This window comes from Frankia sp. R82 (assembly GCF_023716925.1).
Classification (GTDB): domain Bacteria; phylum Actinomycetota; class Actinomycetes; order Frankiales; family Frankiaceae; genus Frankia.
Genome location: NZ_JAMQQG010000323.1, coordinates 1 through 22,885 on the forward strand (window position 1 = coordinate 1; position 22,885 = coordinate 22,885).

Annotated in this window: 16 protein-coding genes; 7 read left to right on the plus strand and 9 right to left on the minus strand. The window is 73.0% G+C overall.

Going from position 1 to position 22,885, the window contains the following annotated elements:
- The coding region (locus tag ND747_RS26625; RefSeq protein ID WP_251737017.1) for a diguanylate cyclase at positions 1-2,497 on the plus strand (2,497 nt) is incomplete at its 5' end.
- 6 nt (positions 2,498-2,503) lie between these two features.
- Here ND747_RS26625 and ND747_RS26630 read toward each other — a convergent pair.
- From ND747_RS26630 to ND747_RS26640, 3 genes are all read right to left on the minus strand, one after another.
- Positions 2,504-5,098 carry an RNA helicase gene (locus ND747_RS26630; protein ID WP_251737018.1) on the minus strand — a complete coding sequence of 865 codons (2,595 nt, stop codon included), beginning with the start codon at positions 5,096-5,098 and terminating at the stop codon, positions 2,504-2,506.
- 154 nt (positions 5,099-5,252) lie between these two features.
- Entirely contained in the window at positions 5,253-5,540 is a 288-nt protein-coding gene (locus tag ND747_RS26635; RefSeq protein ID WP_163549519.1) for a hypothetical protein, read from the minus strand.
- A 372-nt stretch (positions 5,541-5,912) separates the two neighbouring features.
- Positions 5,913-6,560 (minus strand): hotdog domain-containing protein, encoded by a 648-nt coding sequence (locus tag ND747_RS26640; RefSeq protein ID WP_251737019.1) that lies wholly within the window; start codon positions 6,558-6,560, stop codon positions 5,913-5,915.
- Between the two features lie 203 nt (positions 6,561-6,763).
- On the opposite strand from ND747_RS26640, the gene ND747_RS26645 reads away from it, so the two are divergent.
- A complete protein-coding gene (locus ND747_RS26645; protein WP_251737020.1) occupies positions 6,764-8,875 on the plus strand; it encodes a DNA polymerase in 2,112 nt (703 codons plus the stop codon).
- Between the two features lie 539 nt (positions 8,876-9,414).
- Here ND747_RS26645 and msrB read toward each other — a convergent pair.
- Positions 9,415-9,843: a peptide-methionine (R)-S-oxide reductase MsrB gene (msrB, locus tag ND747_RS26650; RefSeq protein WP_251737021.1), complete on the minus strand. Its 429-nt coding sequence runs from the start codon at positions 9,841-9,843 to the stop codon at positions 9,415-9,417.
- A 36-nt stretch (positions 9,844-9,879) separates the two neighbouring features.
- A complete protein-coding gene (locus ND747_RS26655; RefSeq protein WP_251737022.1) occupies positions 9,880-10,338 on the minus strand; it encodes a hypothetical protein in 459 nt (152 codons plus the stop codon).
- 96 nt (positions 10,339-10,434) lie between these two features.
- Here ND747_RS26655 and ND747_RS26660 point away from each other — a divergent pair, with 96 nt between their 5' ends.
- The gene (locus tag ND747_RS26660; RefSeq protein WP_101833638.1) at positions 10,435-10,785 is read left to right on the plus strand and encodes an RNA polymerase-binding protein RbpA; all 351 of its coding nucleotides are present in this window, start codon (positions 10,435-10,437) and stop codon (positions 10,783-10,785) included.
- A gap of 147 nt (positions 10,786-10,932) precedes the next feature.
- Here the strand turns inward: ND747_RS26660 and ND747_RS26665 are convergent, their stop codons facing one another.
- From ND747_RS26665 to ND747_RS26680, 4 genes are all read right to left on the minus strand, one after another.
- Entirely contained in the window at positions 10,933-11,766 is an 834-nt protein-coding gene (locus ND747_RS26665; RefSeq protein WP_251737023.1) for a polyprenol monophosphomannose synthase, read from the minus strand.
- Positions 11,767-11,855: 89 nt separating this feature from the next.
- Positions 11,856-13,787, minus strand: a complete 1,932-nt coding sequence (lnt, locus tag ND747_RS26670; protein ID WP_251737024.1) for an apolipoprotein N-acyltransferase — start codon at positions 13,785-13,787, stop codon at positions 11,856-11,858.
- A gap of 137 nt (positions 13,788-13,924) precedes the next feature.
- Entirely contained in the window at positions 13,925-15,493 is a 1,569-nt protein-coding gene (locus tag ND747_RS26675; RefSeq protein ID WP_374216331.1) for an amidohydrolase, read from the minus strand.
- Positions 15,494-15,516: 23 nt separating this feature from the next.
- Positions 15,517-15,957 carry an Lrp/AsnC family transcriptional regulator gene (locus ND747_RS26680; RefSeq protein ID WP_308204704.1) on the minus strand — a complete coding sequence of 147 codons (441 nt, stop codon included), beginning with the start codon at positions 15,955-15,957 and terminating at the stop codon, positions 15,517-15,519.
- A 164-nt stretch (positions 15,958-16,121) separates the two neighbouring features.
- On the opposite strand from ND747_RS26680, the gene ND747_RS26685 reads away from it, so the two are divergent.
- From ND747_RS26685 to ND747_RS26700, 4 genes are all read left to right on the plus strand, one after another.
- Positions 16,122-17,135 (plus strand): 5'-3' exonuclease H3TH domain-containing protein, encoded by a 1,014-nt coding sequence (locus ND747_RS26685; protein ID WP_251737025.1) that lies wholly within the window; start codon positions 16,122-16,124, stop codon positions 17,133-17,135.
- Positions 17,136-17,417: 282 nt separating this feature from the next.
- Complete coding sequence (locus tag ND747_RS26690) at positions 17,418-19,739, plus strand: SDR family oxidoreductase (RefSeq protein WP_251737026.1); 2,322 nt, start codon at positions 17,418-17,420, stop codon at positions 19,737-19,739.
- Positions 19,736-21,004 carry a zinc-binding dehydrogenase gene (locus ND747_RS26695; protein ID WP_251737027.1) on the plus strand — a complete coding sequence of 423 codons (1,269 nt, stop codon included), beginning with the start codon at positions 19,736-19,738 and terminating at the stop codon, positions 21,002-21,004. Before ND747_RS26690 ends, ND747_RS26695 begins: the two co-directional genes overlap by 4 nt.
- A gap of 106 nt (positions 21,005-21,110) precedes the next feature.
- Positions 21,111-22,748 carry a lactate racemase domain-containing protein gene (locus ND747_RS26700; protein ID WP_251737028.1) on the plus strand — a complete coding sequence of 546 codons (1,638 nt, stop codon included), beginning with the start codon at positions 21,111-21,113 and terminating at the stop codon, positions 22,746-22,748.
- Positions 22,749-22,885 lie beyond the last annotated feature (137 nt).

Sequence of the window (22,885 nt, forward strand, 5' to 3'; positions counted from 1 at the left end):
GGCCGGGTGGCCCCCCGGCCCGCGGCCGTGGCTCCTCGTCGCCGGCCTGTACCTGGTCGCCGCGGTCGCGATCGCCGTCCTGCTACCCGGCGCCGCCGGCCTGTTCGCGCTGCGGGTGGCTGTCGTCACCGGTGAACTGCTGCTCCTTGCTGTCGCACTCCCCACCGGCTGGCGCCTGGCCGGGCGGGACCGACAGTGGCGCTGGTTGTTGGCCGGCAGCGTCGCGATCATGTTCGTGACCGGAGTCTGCTATCTCGTGGCGAACCCGGTCGGCGGGTCGGGCGAACAACAGCTGCGGATGACCTACGGCCAGCTGGCCTACCTCCTACCGATGGCTCTTCTGTTCGCCGCCGTCCTGTACTACCCGACCTGCCCGGCCGGTGGACGCCCCGCCGGGGGCGGCCCGCCCGGGCGCCGCTGGTGGATCACCGCCCTGCTCGACAGCGTGATCGCCCTGGTCTCGGTCGGCATGCTGGGGTGGGCGCTGTTCCTGCACCGGATCGTCGAGGCGGGCGTCGGCGACGTCGAGCAGCTCGTGGTCAGCCTGGTGATGTCAGCCGCGAGCCTGCTGCTCGTGTGCGTCGCCCTGGTGCGGTGGACCTTCCGCCGGCCGTCGCCGGTCCGTACCTTCGGCTGGCTGGCCGGCGGGCTCGCCGCGATCAGCCTGAGCTTCTTGTCCTACACCGCGACGATCGCCACCCGGCGCGACCCGCTGCCCCACGACGCCGAGATCTGCTGGATCCTCGCCGGCTGGTGCCTGCTGCTGGCCTGCCTGCCCACCCGGAACACACCCCTCACCACCGTCCCGGCCGGCACCGCCCACCCCGGCCGGGACGGGCGGATCAGCCTGCGCTGGGCGCATGCCGTCCTTCCCCTGCTGCCCCTGAGCGTGGCCGGTGTGTCCGCCCTGGTCGACCTGGTCGTCGGTAACGGGCTGCAGATCGTCGACGTCGTCGTCCTGCTGGCTCTGCCGCCGCTGGTCCTGGCCCGCCAGATGATGATCCTCGCCGACAACATCAATCTCCTGCGCCGGTTGGAACGCAGTGAGCGGCGGCTGCACCGGCAGGCCTTCCACGACCCGCTGACCGGCCTGCCCAACCGGGCGCTGTTCGGGGAACGACTCGAGCGCGCGGTGGCCGCCCAATCCGCCGACGGCCATGCCCTGGCCGTGCTCTACGTCGATCTCGATGACTTCAAACACGTGAACGACACCCTGGGGCATGCCGCGGGGGACCGGCTGTTGCAGATCACCGCCGGCCGGCTGTCCCGGGCGGTGCGGGTGGGGGACACGGTGGCCCGCCTCGGCGGGGACGAGTTCGCGATCCTGCTCGTTTCCGGCGACGAGGCGCCGGCCGCCATCGGCAGTCGCGTGCTGACCGCGGTTCATGCGCCCACCCTGCTCACCGGGATCCGTCACAATGTGCGGGCCAGCGTCGGCCTGGTCGTCGCGCAGGCGACCGAACAGCTCTCCGCCGACCAGCTGCTGCACCGCGCCGACGCGGCGATGTACGCGGCGAAAGGCACCGGCAAGGGCAGCCTGACCATCTACCACCCCGGCCTGGAGCCGGGAGGCAACGGCGGCATCAGCCTCGCCCCGCGGACCGCCCTGATCCGCGCGTTACGCGGCGACGGCGACCGCGAGCTACGGGTCGTCTACCAGCCCATCGTCGATCTGCCCGGCGGTCGCCCCGCCGGCGCGCACGCCGAGCTGCGCTGGACGCATCCCGCCTACGGCGAGGTGCCCGCGGTCGCCCTGATCGCCACCCACGAACGCACCGGTCTGTTACCGGCGCTCGCGCTCACCACCCTGCGCAGGATCTGCGCGGACCTGCCCCGACTGCGTGCCAGCGCCACCCCACCTCCGGTGCACCTGCCCGTGCACGCCGTGGTCCCCCCGTCCGACACCTTCGTCGCCGCCATTCTGGATGCGCTCGGTGACGGCCGGCTGCGCCCCGGGGAGCTGATCCTCGACCTGTTCGGCGCCGATCGCGGCATCGACCTGGCCACCTGGGAGGACCGGATGGTGACGCTGCACCGGCGCGGCGTCGGCCTGTGCCTCGCCGACCTCGGCACCGCCGACGCCAACATGTTGCTGCTGTGCCAGCTGCCCGTCGACATGGTGACGCTCATCCCCGAGGTGACCGGCGTGTGGACCGCCGCCGTCGCCCCCGCCACCCGCATCGAGGACGACCGGCCTCCCAGACTCTGGCAGCTGCGCGACAGCATCCGGGCGTATCTGCGCGGACTGGGCGTCCAGATCATGGCCACCGACCTGCCCAGCGCGGACGCGGCGACCCGCGCCGTCGCCCTCGGGATCACCCTGGCCGCCGGTCGGGTACCGCTTCCGGTCCCGCCGCCGCTGCCCGGTACGGCCGTGCAACCCGCCGCCGCACCGGGGCGAACCTGGGCGGACGGCGCCCGGACCGCCGGCGGACGGCCCGGCCCGATCCGGGCCCCGCCGTCCGCCACCACCCGATACGTCGGGACGGCGGGCTGAGGCGGATCAGAGCCGGTCCACCGCGGTGACCCGCACGGCGGCGACACCCGCCTCGTCCGAGGCGGCCAGGTCGATCTCGGCGCTGATCCCCCAGTCATGGTCGCCGGCCGGGTCGTCGAAGATCTGCCGGGCCGTCCACACCGGACCGTCCTGGGTCAGCAGCAGCATCGCCGGGCCCCGGGCATCCGGGCCCGTGCCGATCTGGTCGTGCTCGGCGTAGTAGCCGGCGAGCGCCTCCTGCCACCGCTCGGCGTCGAAGGTCGAACCCGCCACCCCGGACCCGCCCGGTGGGGGACCGTCCAGCTCGCCGAGCAGGTCGTAGCGGCGCAGCGCCGCCAGTTCCACCCGGCGGAACAACGCGTTGCGCACCAGCACCCGAAACGCCCGGGCGTTACCGGTCACCGCCGGCGGCCGTTCGTCCACCGCCGAGGCCGCGAGCGCCGCGTCGGCGCCGGAGTCCGGGTCGCTGAGCCGTTCCCACTCGTCAAGCAGACTCGAGTCGGTCTGGCGGACCAGTTCCCCCAACCACTCGGTGAGATCGGTGACCTCCTCGGTGCGGGCGTCCTCGGGCACCGTCTGGCGCAGCGCCTTGTACGCGTCGGCCAGATAGCGCAGCAGCAGCCCCTCCGAGCGGGCCAGCCCGTAGAACGACACGTACTCGGCGAACGTCATCGCCCGCTCGTAGAGCTCGCGGGCCACCGACTTGGGCGCCAGCTCGTAGTCATCGACCCAGGGATGGCCCTGCCGGTAGGTCGCGTACGCCGCGCCGAGCAGGTCGGCCAGCGGCTGCGGGTAGGTGACCTCCTCCAGCAGTTCCATCCGCCGGTCGTACTCGACGCCCTCGGCCTTCATCGCCGCGACCGCCTCGCCGCGGGCCCGGCTGAGCTGGGCGTGCAGCACCTGGCGGGGATTGTCCAGCGTCGACTCCAACACCGACAGCACATCGAGGGCGTAGCCGGGCGACGCCGGGTCGAGCAGCTCCAGCGCGGCCAGCGCGAACAGCGACAGCGGCTGGTTGAGCGCGAAGTCGAGCTGCAGCTGCCCGGTGATCCGCACGGTGCGCCCCAGCTCGTCCGGAGCGTCAAGGCGCTCCACCACCCCGGCGGCCAGCAACGCCCGGTAGATCGCGATCGCCCGGCGAATCAGCCGCCGCTGGGTGGCGGGGTCGGAGTGGTTGTCGGTGAGCAGATGGCGCATGGACGCGAACGCGTCGCCCGGCCGGTTGATCACGTTGAGCAGCATCGCGTGCGAGACGGTGAACTGGGACGTCAACGGCTCCGGTTCGGCCGCCACGAGCCGGTCGAACGTCGGCTCCCCGTAGCCGACGCTGCCCTCCGGCGGCTTCCTGCGCACCACCTTGCGTCGTTTCTTCGGGTCGTCCCCGGCCTTCGCCAGCGCCTTCAGATTGTCGATCACATGCTCGGGGGCCTGCACCACAACGTTGCCGACCGTGTCGTAGCCGGCCCGCCCCGCCCGCCCGGCGATCTGATGGAACTCCCGCGCGGTCAACAGCCGCACCTTCGTCCCGTCGTACTTCGACAGCGCCGTGAACACCACCGTGCGGATCGGCACGTTGATGCCCACCCCCAGGGTGTCCGTTCCGCAGATCACCTTCAACAGCCCCGCCTGGGCGAGCTGCTCCACCAGCCGGCGGTACTTCGGCAGCATCCCCGCGTGGTGCACCCCGATGCCGTGGCGCACCAGCCGGGACAGCACCTTGCCGAACCCGGCGGTGAACCGGAACCCGCCGATCGCCGCCGCGATCGCGTCCTTCTCGCCCCGCGAGCACACGTTCACGCTCATCAGCGCCTGCGCCCGTTCCAGTGCCTGCGCCTGGGTGAAGTGCACGACGTACACCGGCGACTGGCGGGTCTCGAGCAGCTCGGCGATCGTCTCGTGCAGCGCCGTGGTGACGAACCGGTAGAACAACGGCACCGGACGCTGCGCCGAACTCACCACCGCGGTCGGCCGCCCGGTGCGCCGGGTCAGATCCGTCTCGAACCGCGAGACGTCCCCGAGCGTCGCCGACATCAGCACGAACTGGGTGTGCGGCAGTTCCAGCAGCGGCACCTGCCAGGCCCAGCCCCGGTCCGGATCGGCGTAGTAGTGGAACTCGTCCATCACCACCTGGCCGACGTTCGCCTCGACCCCGTCGCGCAGCGCGATGTTGGCCAGTACCTCCGCCGTGCAGCAGATGATCGGCGCCGTGTCGTTGACGCTCGCGTCGCCGGTCATCATCCCGACGTTCGACGCCCCGAACATCGCGCACAGCGCGAAGAACTTCTCGCTGACCAGCGCCTTGATCGGCGCCGTGTAGAACGTGCGCCGTCCCGCGGCCAGGGCGGCGAAGTGCGCCCCGGCCGCGACCAGGCTCTTACCCGACCCGGTCGGCGTCGCCAGGATGACGTTCGAGCCGGACACGATCTCGATCAGCGCCTCCGACTGCGCCGGGTACAGCTCCAGGCCCTGCTCGGACGCCCAGGCGGTGAACGCGTCGTACAGCGCGTCCGGATCCGGCTCGGCGGTGGTCGTGGCGGTGGTGGCGCCGGGGGCAGTCGAGGCGCCGGCGATACGCGGGGGAAGGTGGTCGGCGAGAGTCATGGTCTCCTGATCGTGCCTGATCCCCGGCGCAGACCACACCGCGGCGCCGTCCGGAGTCGGCGCCAGGTCAGCCGACCGTCTCCGTCAACCGACCGTCTCGGCCGGCCACGCATCGCACCGGGGGAGTGGTCCGACCGCGCCAGGCGCGGCCCCGTCAGCCGGCCATGCGGCGGGTGATCGTGTCCGGTGGTTCGGCGTGCAGGACCCGGCCCGGGGCGCGCTCGTCGGCGAGCAGCCAGTAGCCGCGGTCCTCGTGCAGCCCCACCTGCGGGGGCGGCTGGCAGGTACCGCCGACCCGATGGGCGTCGAACCCGCTGGTGGCGCTGGCGAACGTCGTGTGGCAGGTCGGGCAGTGCGCGGCGGTCAGCGCGGTCCACCGGGCGTCGCAACCACCGCAGGCAAGCAGGATGGGACGCTCGTACTCGCTGTCCCGCCCAGCCATGCGGCCACCTTTCCCCCGAACCCTTATATCCCCGTAGACCGGGATTCTCACCGGTTCACGTTTCGAACGCCGGTATTTGGCCCGTCGCGGCGCCGCAGACCACGTCCGGACGTGTCCGTCACGCAGGCGCCCGACGGTACCGCACCGTCCCGCGACATCCCCGTCAAGATAATCAACGGTGTTGACGGATCCCCGCGGCCGGAAAAACGATCATCTCTGGGTGGGGTGTGTCATCACCTGGGCGACGCGCGGCCAGCCGGTCCCGCTGGACGGCTCCGGCATCTGGTGGTCCGAGACCCGGGGGGACCGCTGGTGGGGGAGTGAACCGGCCGCGGGGATCAGGGCCGTGGCGACGGCGGGGCCGGGCAGAGCTCAGGGCTGATCGGGCCGCAGTTCGACGAACAACGCCTCGGCCTGCGCACACAGCACCTCGCCATGGTGCAGTCCGCCGCGCAGATAGCACTTGCGGCCCTCGACGCGATCCACCACCACGTCGATCCACAGCTCGGTGCCGATCGGTGTGATCGCCCGGTAGTCGACGTGCAGATACGCGGTCCGGGCCATCGGCCGGCCCCGGTTGGCCACCGCACTGAGCGCCTCGTCGAACAGCAGCGACACCGCCCCGCCGTGCGCCGCGCCACCACCGGTGTAGTGCTGACCGAGCGTGACACGACACCGGCCGTGGTGGGCGTCGAACTCGTCCCAGTGCAGGGCGGGCGCCATCGTCTGGCCCCGCCCCGGCAGATCGAAACGCCGTCCCGCGACCCGGGCCGCCTCGGCGACCGCGAACGGTGCGAGCTGCGCGTCGAGCTCGGCGAGCTGATCGGCGAGCCGACTGACCAGCGGGCTCGGTGGCCGTGCAGCCGCCACGGCATCCAACAGATGGCGCAGGTTCTCGACGAGACGTGCATAGTCCGCACCGCCGGCCGGTTCGGCCGGTTCCGCACCGGCTTGCTCCGGCCCACCGGCCTGGTCGCGGCTCGGCTGGGTATCCACGTGCACGGCGCTGACCTCACCCATCGGCCCAGCATCGCAAGCCCGGCCGCACCCGACGGCCGGTGTGTGGCCCTTCCCACGGACGACACCCGCCAGAACCAAGATAATCAACGGCGTTGATGGCCTCCGGCGCTGCAGTCGGACGACATCCCGACGCTCTCTCACTCAAGGCCAAGGATGGTGTGGCCGGTGCGGAAACTGTCGGACCCGGCGGTCAGAATCGGCCCATGCCCTCGGCACCGGTCCGTGTTCTTTCGGGGTCGGCAGCCGACCCCTGCGCCGCACTGTGGGCAGCCGAGCTTCCCACCCGCCATCCCCTGGCGGTCGTCGCCGTGCCCGGTGTCGGGTTCGCGCTGGCCTGGCCAGCGCGAGCGACCGCCGCATCCGGTGGTGCCCGGGCCGGCGCCGGGGGAGTCGGGGGAGCGGCTGCGGCGGGAGGCGGAGCCGGGCCAGGGTCGGGTCCGGGAGTGCTCGATATCGTTGCGGGCCCGGCCGAGGCCGGGCACCACGTCGCCGAGATCGAACGCCGCCTCAGGCCCCGCTGGGTGTGGTGGTCATCCCGACCCGCGGCGCAGGTGGCGCTCACCGCCCGGGTACGCCTGGCCGCCTGCTGGGATCTGTCCGCCGTGCACCGCCTGCTCTACGGCGGCCGGCGCGACGACGAACCGGCCGTCTGGGCGGCCGTCGTGGGCCTGCCGCCACCACCACCGCGGCGGGGATCCAGCCCGCTGGCGCGGGCCGCCGCGGGGCAGCTTGACCTGTGGGATGCCGCCACGATGACCGTCGGCGACGACCCCGGGGCACACACGTCCCATCTCCTTCCGTCGACCCCGACCCGCGCCGGGCAGGCGGGGCATATCGACCCTGGCGCCGGGGCCGACGGTGACGCGGTGCGCGACGACGGTCAGCTCGACGCCGACTGGCTCGCCCGGGCGCCGTCCAGGCCGGAGGCGCTGCGGCGCGCCGGCCGGTTGGCCCAGCTCGCCCTGACGGCGCAGGAACACCAGACGGCGGCCCTGCACCGGCTGGCCGACCGCCGGTCCCGACCCGGCCGCACCCCGCTGCCGGTCCTCACCGCCTGGTCGGAGTCCGCCGCCGAACTGCTCGCCCGTGAACTCGAACGCGACGGGCTGCCCCTGGCCCGGCCGGTCGCCGAGGCGCTGCTCGCCGAGCTGATCGGCCCCCGTCCGCGCACCCCCGCCGACGAGCACACCGCCCGTCGCCGCCGCGACGCACCCGTGCTCGCCCATCTGCCCGAGCCAGTCGACCTGCGCAACCCGGCGGCGGTCCGGGCGGGTCTGCGCACCGTCGGCATCGACGTCCCCGACACCCGCTCGGGTCGTCTCGAACCGCTGCGGGGCGCGCATCCCGTCGTCGGCGCCCTGCTCGCCTGGCGGCGCGCCGAACGGATCGCCACCACCTACGGCCATCGCTGGCTGGACGAACACGTCGGCGCCGACGGCCGGCTACGCGGCGCCTGGCACGGCAGTGACGGCGGCGCCGGCCGGATGACCGCCCAGGCCGGCCTGCACAACCTGCCGGCCGACCTGCGGACCGCGATCATCGCCGAGCCGGGCCGGGTGTTCGTCCGCGCCGACCTCGGCCAGATCGAACCACGGGTGCTCGCCATCGTCTCCGGCGACGGCGCGCTGGCCCGCGCCACCCACGCCGACGACATGTACGCCCCCGTCGCCGCACACCTGGGCCGTCCGCGCGCCGACGCGAAGATCGCGATGCTCGCCGCGATGTACGGGCAGACCACCGGCTCCGCCGGCGAGGCGCTGCGCCGGATGCGGCACGCCTACCCCACGGCGCTTGCCTTCCTCGACGCCGCCGACACCGCCGGCCGTGAGGGCCGAGACCTGCGTACCTTCGGCGGCCGGCTGATTGCCCTGGCCCCAGCCACGGCCACCGGCGCCGGGCCGGGGACGGCCCGTCCCCACGGGCCGGACTCCCGAGCCGTCCCCGACCCGTTGCCGGCCCGGGGACTGACCGACCCGGCTCCACCCGACGCGGCGGGCGGCACCGCGCCGACCCCGCAGGCCCGGATCGCCCGCGGACGGTTCGCCCGCAACGCCGTCGTGCAGGGAGCCGCCGCGGAGCTGTTCAAGGCCTGGGCGGCGACGGTCCGCATCGAACTGGCCGCATTCGACGGCGACGTCGTGCTGTGCCTGCACGACGAGCTGCTTGTCCACGTCCCCCGGCAGCACGCCGAGCCGGCCGCCGAGCTGCTGCACCGCACCCTGGCCGCGACCGCCGCCTACTGGGCGGCCGGCAGCGGCGTGCGCCTCGTCGCCGACGTCTCGATCCTGCACCGCTGGTCCGACGCGCCGCACTAGGCGGTTCTTCGTAGATCAAGGTTGCCGGTCGGGCTCGTGATTCATGGTTGGTCGGCGTGGGATCACCGGTGTTGCATGGGCCCGGATCGCACTGTTCAAGATAATCAACAGTGTTGACGGCATGTCACCAAACTTGATCAAGAAATAAAGATCAAAAAGCACCTGGCCGGGGGAGGGCCTCACTGTCCGTGTCGGCGGCCTTCGTGTCCGCGTCCACCTCGAGCCCGCCTGTATGTCGATCCCTGGCCCGGCATGCAGGACCGCCGGGGCGCCTGCGCCGGTTCGTGGACGGTCAGGCATCCGCGACGCATATCAGAAGATCATCGCCGGGTGTCCGAGTAAAGATGATCTCGACGCTCCTCCGGCGTCCTACTTGACATAATGTGCATTATCGGCGCGTGGGGGATGGTGGTGGTGGGGCTGGTTTGTGGGGTGTTTCGGGGTTGGATTTCGGGGGTTGGACTGTGGTCGCTGAGCGTGGCGTGGGCCGGGCTGAGCGACCACGTTCGCGTGGTGGGCGCGATTGTCCTGTGGGTGGTCTAGTGGGGGTCGAGGTTGAGGGCGAGGCTGTTCATGCAGTAGCGCTCGCCGGTGGGGCCGGGGCCGTCGGGGAAGACGTGGCCGAGGTGGCTGTCGCAGCGGGCGCAGCGGACTTCGGTGCGGGTCATGCCGTGGCTGTGGTCGTCGATGAGGGTGACGGCGTCGCGGACGGTGGGTTCGGTGAAGCTGGGCCAGCCGGAGCCGGAGTCGTATTTGGTGTCGGAGGTGAACAGGGCGGCGCCGCAGGCGCCGCAGCGGTAGGTGCCGGTGTCTTTGCTGTAGGTGTAGGTGCCGGTGAAGGCGCGTTCGGTGGCGGCCTGGCGGAGGATGGCGTAGCGGTCGGGGTCGAGTTCGGCGCGCCATTCCTCGTCGGTTTTTACGATCTTGCTGGTGGTGGGTTCCTGGTGGGGCTGGTTGCTGGTGGTCATGGGGTGGGGGTCCTTTCTGGGTGGTGGGTGGGGGTGCTACTCCCCCGTGGGCTGGTTCTGGTGGTTCTGGTGGTTCTGGTGGTTCTGGTGGTTGTGGTGGTGTCGGATCAGGGGTAGGGCGGCGGCGGCGCCGGCGAGGGCGGCGGTGGTCATGGCGCTGCCGATGACGGGTGGGATGTGGCCGCGGGTGGTGGCGGTGGCGAAGACGGAAACGTCGGCGGTGTCGGCGAGCATTCCGGCGGTGATCCACAGGTGGGTGTCGCGGCCGGTGGCCTGGGCGGTGAGGAGTCCGGCGCCGAGGGCGAGGTCGCGGATGCCGGCGAGGCGGGCGGTCCAGGCGAGGTGGGTGGCGGTGGTGCGGTCGATGCCGGTGAGGCGCAGGGTGTCGACGGCGCGGGTGAGGGCGAGGGCGCCGACGGCGGCGCGGGCGAGGCCGAGGGTGGTGGTGTGCAGGGTGTGGGGTTTGGTGGTGGGGTGTCGGCGTGTTCGGTTCATGATTGTGGTACGGGTCCTTCCGGGGCGGGAACGTCTCGGCTGGCTGGGACGTTGTGGGGTGGTAGTTGCTGACGACTCGACGCTCGGAGGAGTTATATGGGCGAGCGCATCCTGCGGGGAAGCCGTCTCGGTGCGGTGTCCTATGAGACGGACCGCAGTACCGAGCTTGCCCCACGCCAGTCGGCGTCCTACGACTGTCCGAACGGGCACCAGTTCACGATGCCGTTCGCCGCGGAGGCGGAGGTGCCGTCGGTGTGGGAGTGCCGGGTGTGTGGTGGGGCGTCGGTGATTGTCGATGGTGAGCGGCCGGAGCCGAAGAAGGCGAAGCCGCCGCGGACGCACTGGGACATGTTGATGGAACGTCGGACGACGGATGATTTGGAGGAGGTGCTGGCGGAGCGGTTGGCGGTGCTGCGCGGTACCGGTGAGGGGCGTCGTAGCGCCTGAGGTGCGTCGCGTCCGAGTGTGGGCGCGGGGTGGCTGTGGGTGTGTGGCGGCTGGTGTGGGTTGGGTCGGGCACGGTGGGTGCGTGCCCGACCCTTTTGCGTGCGACGGTTTGGTTGCTGTGTGTAATGTTCTGGGTGTTCTGGGTGGCTAGCTGGTGGTGGTGGTGGTGTGCCGGTCGGGGGTGGTGTCGGGGTGGTGCTGGTCGGGGGTGGTGGGGGTGGGTTGGCTGGTGGGGCTGGTGGGGCTGGTGGGGCGGGGGGTGGGGCGGCGGCGGGGGTGGGTGAGGGCCCAGAGACCGACGCGCCAGAAGGCTTCGGCGACGATGGTGTTGCTCATTTTGGAGGTGCCGCGGGCGCGTTCGACGAAGGTGATGGGGACTTCGGTGACGCGGTAGCCGGCGCGCCAGGCCTGCCAGGCGAGGTCGACCTGGAAGCAGTAGCCCTGGCTGGCGATGCGGGTGAGGTCGCGGGCGCGTAGGACGTCGGCGCGGTAGGCGCGGTAGCCGGCGGTGGCGTCACGCAGCGGCATGCCGAGGGCGGCGCGGACGTAGAGGTTGGCGCCGCGGGAGAGCAGCAGGCGGCGTCGGGGCCAGTTGTGGACCTCTCCCCCGGGTATCCAGCGGGCGCCGATGGCGAGGTCGGCGTGGTTGAGGGCGGCGAGCAGGCGCGGTAGTTGTTCGGGTTGGTGGGAGCCGTCGGCGTCCATTTCGACGATGACGGTGTAGCCGCGTTGGAGGGCCCAGGTGAAACCGGCGGTGTAGGCGGTGCCGAGGCCGGATTTTTCGGTGCGGTGTAGGACGTGGATGTGGTTGTCGGCGGCGGCGAGGTCGTCGGCGATCTGGCCGGTGCCGTCGGGGCTGGCGTCGTCGATGACGAGCAGGTCGACCGTTGGGTTGGCGGTGCGCAGCCGGCGGGCGGTGTCGGGGAGGTTGTCCCGCTCGTTGTAGGTGGGGATGCAGACGACGACGCTGTGGTGATCCACGCGGTTCCTCTCCGTTTCGGGGGCCATGTCCGAGTGCCGGTGGTGCGGGTGCGCCGCGTGCCGGTGTGGTGGTCGGTGGTGCGGGTGGGTCAGGTGTGGCGGGTGGTGCGGCGGAGCGCTCCCGCCATCATGGCGCCCAGGGCGAGGGTGAGCAGCACCGCCTCGGGGAGGATGCCGGCGCGGTCGGCGAGGGTTCGGCTGGTGCGCAGGGGCAGGGTGGCGGCCAGGACGGCGGGCTGGTAAAGGCCGGATTGGGCGAGGATGGTGCCGTCGGGGGTGATGAGGGCGCTTTGTCCGCTGGTGGAGACCTGGATGGTGGCGCGGGCGTGTTCGACGGCGCGCAGGCGGGACATGGCGAGTTGCTGTTGGCTTTCGCCGTTGCGTCCGAAGGAGGCGTTGTTGGTTTGGATGACGAGGAGTTCGGCGCCGTGGTTGACGGTGTCGCGGACGAGGCTGTCGTAGGCGACTTCGAAGCAGATGACGTCGCCGATGGTGGTGCCGGCGACGGGGAGGGTGCCGATGGTGGTGCCGTGGACGAAGTCGCTGGGCATGTCGTCGGCGAAGCGGTGGATGAGGGTGGTGAGCAGGGCGCGGCCGGGGAGGTATTCGGCGAAGGGGACGGGGTGGCGTTTGACGTACATGTCGCCGGTGAAGCCGTTGGCGGTCCAGATCATGGCGGCGTTGCGGACGTGGTTGGGTCCGGGTCCGTCGAGGACGGCGCCGACGAGCAGGGGTGCTTTGGCAGTGCGGGCGGCGTCGCGTAGTGCGGTGGCGACGGTGGGGTCGGTGAGGGGGTCGAGGTCGGAGCTGTTTTCGGGCCAGAGGACGAGGTCGGGTTGGCGGGTGTGGCCGGCGGTGACGTCGGCGGCGAGGCGGCGGGTTTGGGTGAGGTGGTTGGTGGTGACCTGGAAGGCGCGGCCGAGGGCGTGGATGCCGCCGTCGGTGGTGACGTTGCCCTGGATGGCGGCGATGGTGCGGGTGCCGTGTTCGGGGTTGGTGGGTAGGGGGACGAGTTGGCCGGTGAGGGTGAGGGTGAGGGCGGCGAGCGGGGGTGCGGCGAGGCGGGTGGCGGTGGTGCGGCGGGTGGGGGTTGGCCGTGGGGTGGTGCGGGTGGTGTGGGTGGGCCAGGTGGTGTGGATGGTGAGGGCGGTGTGGGTGAGCAGGGCGCCGAGGGTGGCGACGGTGGCGGTGAGCAGGGGGGCGCCGCCGAGGGCGACCAGTGGGGTGAGTGGGCTGTGGGATTGGGTGAAGGCGAGTCGTCCCCAGGGGAAGCCGCCGAAGGGGGCGCGGTCGCGTAGCGCTTCGTCGGCGGCCCAGACGGCGCCGGTGGCCAGTGCGGGCCAGGGGGTGGGCAGGCGCCAGACGAGGGTGGTGGCGGGGGCGGCGAGGGCGAGGATGGCGGCTTCGGCGAGGGCGAGGACGATCCAGGCGTCGGCGCCGACGAAGGAGACGAAGCGGAGTAGGGGTAGGAGGAAGCCGAGGCCGAACAGGAGGCCGAGGGTGTAGGAGGCGCGTAGGCGTCGGTGGCGGACGGTGAGGGTGAGCAGGGTGATGGCCAGGGGTGCGAGGGGCCAGGCGCCGACGGGTGGGGTGGCGAGGTAGAGCAGGATGCCGCCGGTGAGGGCGGTGAGGGCGGGTGGGGTGCGTCGGCGCAGGGTGGTGCGGCGGGTGTGTCGGGGGGTGGGCTGCTCCCCCGCTGCCGGCGGCGGTGTGTCGGTTTCCCCTGATGCTGGTTGTGGTGCCTCGGGTGCTTCGGGCACGCGGACGGGCTGCTCCCCCGCGGCTGGTTGTGGGGCCGGTTGCGCTGCTTCTGGCTGCGCCGTACCGCGGTGAGCGGCTACCGCTACCGCGTCGCGCTGGCCGGTGCTGGTCGGCGCGGTGTCGACGGTGGGCTGGGCGGTGGGCTGGGCCGGGATGGTGTCGGCAGCCGGGGCGGCGGGTGTGGTGGCGGGGTCGCCGTCCACCGGGGCTGTGGTGCGGGGGTGGGCCGGCGTCGCTGTCACCGGTCCAGTTTCGGTCATGGCGGGCGTGCTGGCCACGGCGGTTGCCGGGTGTGGCGTGTGGGTGGGTCGGGGCTTGGCGGTTTCGTCGCGGTGGAGGGTCCTGTCGGCAGAGGCTGGAGCGGCGCTGCCGTGGAGTGTGGAGTGGGTCGCGGGGGTCAGGTGAGGGTGTCGTGCAGGATCTGGCCGCGTAGGACGGTGCGGCGGCAGGTGGGGGTGGGTGCGGCCGGGTCGGGCAGGGCGGTGGCCGTGGTGTGGGTCCAGATGGCGTAGGTGGCGGGGTGGCCGGGGGCGAGGGTGCCGTGGCCGTCGTGGTCGGCGTGGGCGGCGTACCAGCCGCCGCGGGTGGCGGCGTCCAGGGCGGTGTGGGGGTCGAGGCGGGCGGTGGGGGTGTGGTGGGTGGTGGCGGCGTGGACGGCGCCCCAGGGGTCGAGGGGGGTGACGGGGGCGTCGGAGCCGAAGGCGAGGGGGATGCCGGCGCGGGCGAGGGTGGCGTAGGGGTTGAGGGTGGCGGCGCGGGTGGGTCCCAGGCGGGTGGCGTACAGGCCGTGGTGGCCGCCCCAGCGGGCGTCGAAGGCGGGTTGGGTGGAGATGACCAGGCCGAGGGCGGCGATGCGGGGCAGGTGCGCCGGGGTGATCATTTCGGCGTGTTCGAGGCGGTGGCGGGCGGCGGCGAGGGTGGGGTGTCCGTGGGGTCCGAGGTGGGTGGCGGCGGCGTCGAGGCCGTCGAGGATGGTGGTGAGGGCGGCGTCGCCGATGGCGTGGAAGCCGGTCTGGCGGCCGGTGGCGGCGCAGGTCAGGGCGATGTCGCGGATGGTGTCGGCGTCGAGGTGCAGGGTGCCGTGGTGGGGGGCGTCGGCGTAGGGGGTGTGCAGGGCGGCGGTGTGCGAGCCCAGGGAGCCGTCGACGAAGGTGTCGCCGCCCCAGTGGGCGCCGAGGGCGTCGGCGGTGTGCAGGTCACCGGCCCAGTAGCCGAGGATGGCCGGGCCGGTGGTGGTGGCGGCGTGGGCGAGCAGGCCGGCGAGGTCGGCGGCGCTGGAGACGTCGGGGCCGGCCATTTCGTGCAGGGCGGCGATGCCGAGGGTGGCGGCGCGGGTGCGGACGGCGTCCCAGGCGGCGTGGCGCTGGTGGGTGGGCAGGGTGGTGTCGGCGGTGCGGCGGGCGTGGTGGTGGGCGTCGCCGGTGACCAGGCCGCTTGGCTGCCAGCCGGGGTGGTCGGCGGCGTGGGCGGCGGCGGCCAGGGCGGTGGAGATGACGGCGGTGTGGCCGTCGACGCGGGCGAGGTAGACGGGTGCGCCGCCGGTGGCGCGGTCGAGGTCGGCGGCGGTGGGTGGGGTGTTCTCGGGCCAGCGGGTTTCGTCCCAGCCGGTGCCGAACACGGTGGTGTGGCGGTGGTGGCGGGTGTGGGTGGCGAGGGCGTCGAGGGCGGCGGTGCGGGTGGGGCTGTGGGTGAGGTCGAGGCCGGTGAGGGCGAGGCCGGTGGCGGTGGTGTGCAGGTGGGCGTCGACGAAGGCGGGGGTGACCAGGGCGCCGTCGAGGTGCCAGACGGTGTCGGCGGTCAGGGTGGTGGCCTGGTCGTCGGTGCCGATCCAGGTGATGGTGTCGCCGGTGGTGAGCATGGCGGTGGCGGGCGCGGCCGTGGGGGGTACGGCGGCGGTGTGCGCTGCGGCGGCGGGGGTGTGGATGTGGCCGCCGAGGTAGAGCACGGTGCGGGGGGTGGTGGGCACGGGGCGAGTGTGCCCGGTGGGGTTTACAGGGCCGGGGGGCGGCCTTCGTAGGGGGTGGACAGGACGACCAGGGTGCGGGTGGACACGCCGGCGGCGGCGCGGATGCGCTGCAGGAGGGTCTCGAGTGCGGCGGGGGTGGCGACGCGCACCTTGAGCAGGTAGCTCTCCTCGCCGGCGACGCTGTGGCAGGCCTCGATCTCGACGATGTGGGCGAGGCGTTCGGCGGCGTCGTCGGGTTGGCTCGGGTCGATCGGGGTGATCGACACGAAGGCGGTCAGGGGCAGGCCGATCTGGGTGGGGTCGACCAGCGCCGTGTAGGAGGTGATGACTCCGCGTTGTTCGAGGCGGCGGACGCGCTGATGGACGGCGGAGACCGACAGGCCGGTGGCCCGGCCGAGGTCGGTGAAACTCATGCGCCCGTCTCGGCACAGCATCTGCACGATTCGTCGGTCGAGATCTTCCAGCACGATCCGGAGCGTACGCAGGCGGGCGGGGGGGTTGGGAGGGGTTTCTGGTCCGTTGCCTGGTCCCGGTGGGACAGTGGCTACGGTCGGCTGGTGTGTGTGTGGTGGACGGTCGGGGTGGCGCGGGCGGAGCGCTCGGATGCGGTGACGGAGGGTGGTTGTCGGTGAGTGGGTCGGGTGCGGGTGGTCGGGGTGGCGGTGGGTTGTTGTTGGCGGACACGCCGTCGTTGTATTTCCGGTCGTTCTATGGGGTGCCGCGGTCGGTGCGGGCGCCGGACGGGACGCCGGTGAACGCGGTGCGGGGTCTGGTGGATGTGCTGGCCAGGCAGATCCTTGAGGTGCGTCCGGGGTCGTTGGTGGCGTGTTTCGATGCGGACTGGCGGCCGGCGTTTCGGGTGGCGTTGGTGCCGTCGTACAAGGCGCATCGGGTGGCCGGCGGGGTGGATGGGGCGGGTGGGGCGGCGTCCGGGGTGGTGGAGGTGGTGGAGGAGGTGGAGGAGGAGCTGCAGGTGCAGCTTCCGGTCATCGATGCGGTGTTGGACGCGTTCGGGATCGCCCGGGTGCAGGCGGCGGGTTTCGAGGCCGATGACGTGATCGGGACGTTGGCGACGCGGTATCGCGGGGTGGGTGGGGTGGATGTGCTCACCGGGGACCGGGATCTGTTCCAGCTGGTGGATGACGGTGTCGGGGTGCGGGTGCGGTATGCGGTGGAGCGGTTCGCGGTGGTGGATGAGGCGTCGGTGACGGCGCGCTATGGCATTCCGGGCCGGGCGTATGCGGATTTCGCGGTGTTGCGGGGGGATCCCAGCGACGGGTTGCCGGGGGTGGCGGGGATCGGGGCGAAGACGGCGGCGGCGTTGCTGGGGCGGTTCGGGTCGCTTTCGGCGGTGTGTGCGGCGGTGGAGGCGGCGGGGCCGGGGGGGTCGGTGGACGGGGTGTCGGCGGCGGTGCTGCGGCGGCTGGTGGGGGCGCGGGAGTATCTGGCGGCGGCGGTTCCGGTGGTGGCGGTGGTGCGTGATGTTCCGCTGGGGTCGGTGGCGTGGGCGTTGCCGGCGGCGCCGGTGGATGCGCGGGCGGTGGCGCGGCTGGGGGCGCGGTTCGGGATCTCCTCGGCGTGTGCCCGGCTGGCCGCGGCGTTGGCCACGGTGAGCGAGGCGGCGGGTGGGGTGGGCGGTTAGCCGGTGCCGGCCGGGCGTGTGCTGGGTGTTTCCCGGGCGGCCGGGTGGTGGTCGGGTGGTGGTCGCCGGCGTGGCTGGCGGTGTGGTGGACGGGCGGGGTGCATCGCCGGGGGTGGGTGGACGGTAGGTTTCCGTGCGTACTGCGACTGGGGCATCTGCCGGCCGTGTGGGCCGGACGTCGCGCCGTCGGAGGTGGTGTCTCCCCGGATGGGCGTCTGCCGGTCCGGGCGGTGGGGTGCGGATGCCCGTGGGGTGTCCGGGCCATGGCAGCGGAGGTCACAGGTGGGGCTGCGCGAGCGGCTCGCGGGTCGGCGGGTGCTGGTGACCGGGGTGACCGGGTTCATGGGCGAGGCGCTGCTGGAGCGGTTGCTGTCGGATTTTCCGGAGACGTCCGTGGTGGCGCTGGTGCGGCCGCGGGGCAGTCATGGTGGGGCGGCGCGGCTGGCCCGGATGATGCGTAAGCCGGCGTTTCGGGCGTTGCGGGAGCAGGTGGGGGCGGCGGGGCTGGCGGAGCTGCTGGCGCGTCGGGTGCAGGTGATCGAGGGGGATCTGGCGTCGGTGCCGGATCTGCCGGGTGACATCGACGTGGTGGTGCACTGTGCCGGGGAGGTGTCGTTCGATCCGCCGATCGACGATGCGTTCCGGATCAACGTGGGTGGGTTGCAGGAGCTGGTGCGGGCGTTGCGGGCGGGTGGGGCCCGGCCGCATCTGGTGCATGTGTCGACGGCGTATGTGGCGGGGTTGCGGTCGGGGCACATCGCCGAGGGTCCGTTGTCGCATGACGTGGACTGGCGGGTGGAGCAGGCGTTCGCGGGTCGGGTGCGGGAGCAGATCGAGGATGCGTCGCGGTCGCCGGAGAACTCGGAGCGGTTTCGGCGGGCGGGGCGGCGCCGGTTCGCGGCGGCGGGTGCGCAGACGGTGTCGGGTGAGGCGGAGCGGCTGCGCCGGGAGTGGGTGGCGCGTCGGCTGGTGGCGGCCGGGGGTGAGCGGGCGCAGGTGTTGGGGTGGACGGATGCGTACACGTTCACGAAGGCGTTGGGGGAACGCTGGTTGGAGGAGCATCACGGGGATCTGCCGTTGACGGTGATCCGTCCGTCGATCATTGAGAGTGCGCTGGTGCGGCCGTTCCCCGGGTGGATCGAGGGGTTCAAGATGGCCGAGCCGCTGATCATCGCCTATGGGCGGGGTGAGCTGCCGGACTTTCCGGCGTCGCCGGACGCGGTGGTCGACATCATTCCGATTGATCTGGTGGTGAACGCGACGTTGGCGGCGGCGGCGACGGTGCCGCCGGTGGATGCGCCGGCGTATTACACGGTGTGTTCGGGTTTTCGGAATCCGTTGCGGTTCTGGGAGCTGTACGAGCATGTGCGGGAGTACTTCCTGGCCGATCCGTTGCCGCAGCGGGGGCGGGGGGCGATCGGGGTGCCGCAGTGGCCGTTTGCGGGGGCGGCGGCGGCGGAGGCGCGGTTGCGCCGGAGTGAGCGGGTGGTGGGGGCGGCGGGGCGGGTGTTGTCGGCGGTGCCGGCGTCGTCGATGCGGGTGCGGCAGGTGGCGGGGCAGTTGGAGCGGGCGCAGGCGCGGGTGGCGTTTCTGCGGCGCTATTCGGATGTGTACCGGGCGTACACGAAGGCGGAGCTGGTGTATGTCGACGATGCGACGGCGGCGTTGCACGCGTCGATGGAGCCGGCGGATCAGGTGGATTTCGGGTTTGATCCGACGTCGATCGACTGGGAGCACTATCTGTGTCGGGTGCACTGTCCGGCGGTGACGGCGGTGTTGCGTCGGCCGCGGGCGGCGGCGGCGCCGCGGCGGTTGTCGGGGCATCTGCCGGCGGGTGAGGGGGTGCTGGCGGTTTTCGATCTGGATGGGGCGGTGGCGTCGGCGTCGGTGGTGGAGTCGTATCTGTGGATGCGGTTGGCGGATCTGGGTGGGCTGGGGCGGGTGCGGGAGCTTGCGGGTCTGGCGGCGGCGTTGCCGGGGTATGCGCGGGCGGAGCGTCGGGATCGGGGTCATCTGATGCGGGCGGTGTATGCCCGGTATGCGGGGGTGGATCCGGAGGAGTTGTCGCGGCTGGTGGCGCAGGCGGCTGGGGAGGTGTTGTTGCGGCGGGTGCGTCCGGCGGGGATTCGGCGGGTGCGGGAGCATCGGGCGGCGGGGCATCGGACGGTGTTGTTGACGGGGGCGTTGGAGGCGGTGACGGCGCCGCTGGCGCCGTTGTTCGACGATGTGGTGGCGGCCCGGTTGGAGGTGGGGGCGGACGGGTTGTGTACGGGTCGGTTGGCGTCGTCGCCGTTGGTGGGTGATGCGCGGGCGGCGTTTGTGGCTCATCATGCGCGGGTGGTGGGGGCGGATCTGGCGGTGTCGTGGGCGTATGCGGACAGCCAGTCGGATCTGCCGTTGTTGCGGGCGGTGGGTAATCCGGTGGCGGTGAATCCGGATGTGGCGTTGTTGCAGGTGGCGCGGGGGGCGAGCTGGCCGGTGGAGGAGTGGTCGGTGGCGCCGGGGTCGCGGCTGGTGGTGGCGTCGCGTCGCGAGCGGGTGGTGCAGGCGGCGGCGGCGCGGGCGCAGGCGGCGGTGGCTGGTCGGGTGGGGGGTGTGCGGTGACGCGGGGGTTGGAGCTGTATGCCTCTGCCGGTCGGTGGGCGGCGGGTCGGGCGGCGGCGCGGGTGTCGGACGGGTCGGGTCGGTGGGGGGGGCCGGCGGCGGTGGGGCGGCTGGTGGCGTTGCGGTTGGTGGACGGGGATGATCCGGTGCCTCCTGATGGTGGGTGGGTGCGGGTGCGGCCGTCGTTGGCGGGGATCGGCGGGGCGGATCTGGCGTTGGTGACCGGTGGCGGGTCGGGGTATGTGGGCGGGTCGTTGCGGTTGCCGTTCGTGCCGGGCCGGGAGGTGGTGGGTCGGGTGCAGGAGGCGGTGGAGCTTGCGGGTGGCGCCGGGGTGGTGCCGGCGGGTGGTCGGGTGGTCGTCGATGCCGGCTGGGTGCAGCGGGCGGCCGCACGGCTGGCTGCCGGCCCGGGGTGCGGCGTTGCGGGTTCTGCTGGTGTGGGGACGGCGGAGGTGGCGGTGGCCGGTGGGGTGGTGGCGGCCGGTGGCGGGTGGAGTCGGGTGATGGTGGCGCCGCGGGTGGCGTTGCGGGCGGTGCCGGAGGCGGTGCCGGACGGGCGGGCGGTGCTGTTCGATCCGTTGTCGCGGGCGGTGGCGGCGGTGGCGGCGGCGCGGGTGGCGGCGGGGGCGCGGGTGCTGGTGGTGGGTGCGGGGGCGGTGGGGTTGGCGACGGTGTTGGCGGTGCGGGCGTTCACCGAGGCCGGGTCGGTGACGGTGGTGACCGGGGGTGGCTGGGCGGCGGGGGTGGCGGGGCGGTTCGGGGCGTCGGCGGTGGTGGAACCGGCGGCGGCGGTGGCGGGGGTGCGTCGGGCGACGCGGGTGGTGCGGGTGGCGGCGCGCGGCGGGGAGGATTTTCTGCTGGGTGGGGTGGATGTGGCGTTCGAGGCGTCGGGGCGGGCGTCGGGGGTGTCGTTGGCGGCGCGTACGACCCGGGTGGGGGGACGGGTGGTGCTGGTGGGGGTGCCGTCCGGTCGGGTGGATCTGACGCCGGTGTGGGCGCGTGGCCTGACGCTGGTGGGCGCGTCCGGTGACGGCACGATGACGTCCGAGGGGGTGCCATCCGACGGGGACGAGGTGGGCAGTGTGGGCGGTCGGGCGGGGAACGGTCCGGCGCGGGTGTGGGAGTTGGCGGCTGATCCGCGTCTGGATGAGGTGGTGGGGGTGGTGTATCCGCTGTCGCGGTGGCGCGAGGCAGTGGATCATGCGCTGCGGGCGCATCAGCGGGGTGTGGTGCGGGTCGCGTTCGATCCGGCGGTGGGCGGGTGACGGGCCATCGGGGTGTTCTGGCAGGGTCGGGGGCTGGCAGGGTCGGTGATGTCGGGGTCCGTGTGGAGGCTGCCTTCATGCGGCGGACGGAAAGGGACGTGCGTCGGTGAGACCGGGGTTCGTGCTCGAGGTGGACGAGCGGACTCCTCCGCTGTTGGTGCACCAGGGCGACGGGGTGTTGTTGGAGCGTTTCCCGGTGGGGTCGCGGGTGGTGTATCCGCCGTTGCCCCGGCCGGGGATCGGGGCGGTGGAGGCCGCGGTGGACGCGGCGCTTTCGGCGCCGGTGGGGTCGGCGCCGCTGGCGTCGTTGCTGCGGCCGGGGATGCGGCTGGTGCTGGTGGTCTCCGATGCGGGCGTGCCGTCGCCGCGGATGCGCGGCACCGATGTGCGGGCCCGTCTGATCGAGCGGGTGCTGTCGGTGGTGGCGGCGGCCGGGGTCGACGATGTGCGGCTGGTGGTGGCGACGGGGCTGGGTCGGCGCCGGTCGGCGGCCGAGGTCGCGGCGCTGGTGGGTGAGCGGGTGTTCCGGTCGTTCTGGCCGGGGGCGTTGGCGTGTCATGACGCGTTCGACGAGGCGAACCTGGTGGAGGTGGGGACCAGCGGCGCCGGGGAGGTGCTGCGGGTGGCCCGGCCGGTCGCCGAGGCGGATCTGGTCGTGTCGGTGGAGGTGGTGCAGGACGCGGGCGCGGGGGGTCTTGCGGGGCTTGCGGCCGGGGTGGGGGCGTATGGCTCGCTGCGTGCGGTGCACGGTGTGGCGGCGGCGATGCGGGACGCGGCCGGCTGGTTCGCCGTGCCCGACTCCCCCGCGGTGTCCGCTGCAGGGACCGCGGCGGCGGCTGCGGAGGCCGTGTCCACGTCGGCGGGGTCGCGGGGGGTGGCCGACCGGTTGGGGGCGGTGCTGGCCGGTGCGGTGCCGGTGTTCGCGGTGACGGCGACGGTGAACGCGGCGGTGGGTCCGGCAGCGGCGGGGTTTCTGACCCGACGTGAGTGGGAGTGGTCGCTGCCCGATCAGGCGATGGCGCTGGCGGCCGGGCGTGGGTTGGACCGGCTCGGTGGCTGGGCGCGGCGGCGGGTGTGGCAGGAGACGACGGCCGACTACGCGGTCACCTCGGTGGGGGCCGGGGAGGTGACGGCGGTCACGGCGGCGGCCTGGGCGGAGGTGGATGCCGGGCAGCGGGTGGCGGTCGAGGGGCAGTCGGATGTGCTGGTGGTGGGGTCGGCGCCGTTCGGCGCGCACCACGGGTCGGGTCCTGGGGATGCGGTGCTGGGGGTGCATGGGGCGCTCGCCGAGGTGCTGGGTCGGCACACGGGACGGCCGGTGGTCCGCGAGCATGGGGCGATGATCGTCTACCATCCGATGGCCGCGCGGTTCTCGCAGGTGCATCAGCCGTCGTATGTCGACTTCTACGCCGAGGTGCTGGCGGAGTCACACGATCCGGCGACGATCGAGGCGAAGTTCGAACGCCAGTACGCCACCGATCCGTGGTACGAGTCGCTGTACCGGTCGTCGCTGGCGTTGCCCGGGGTGCATCCGTTCCACCGTTGGTATGAGACGGCGCCGGGGCGGGCGTATCTGGGTGAGGTGGTCGTCGTGGGTGGTGACCGGGCGGTGTGTGCGCGCCTGGGGGTGCGTGCGGCGTCGACGTTGGCGGATGCGTTGGAGATCGTGTCCGGGTCGGTCGGTCGGGATCCGTCGATCACCTATCTGCACAGTCCGCCGCGGCTGGTCGCCGATGTCCGGTGAGCCGGCTGTGCAGGGTCGTTCGGGTGGATGGGATCGGCAGGGGCGGGGATGAGCGGCATGGGTAGGCCACGGCGGGGTGTGGGGCTGCGTGAGGCGGCGCGGGGGTTGCGGGCGGCGCGCGGCGCGCGGCTGCCGGC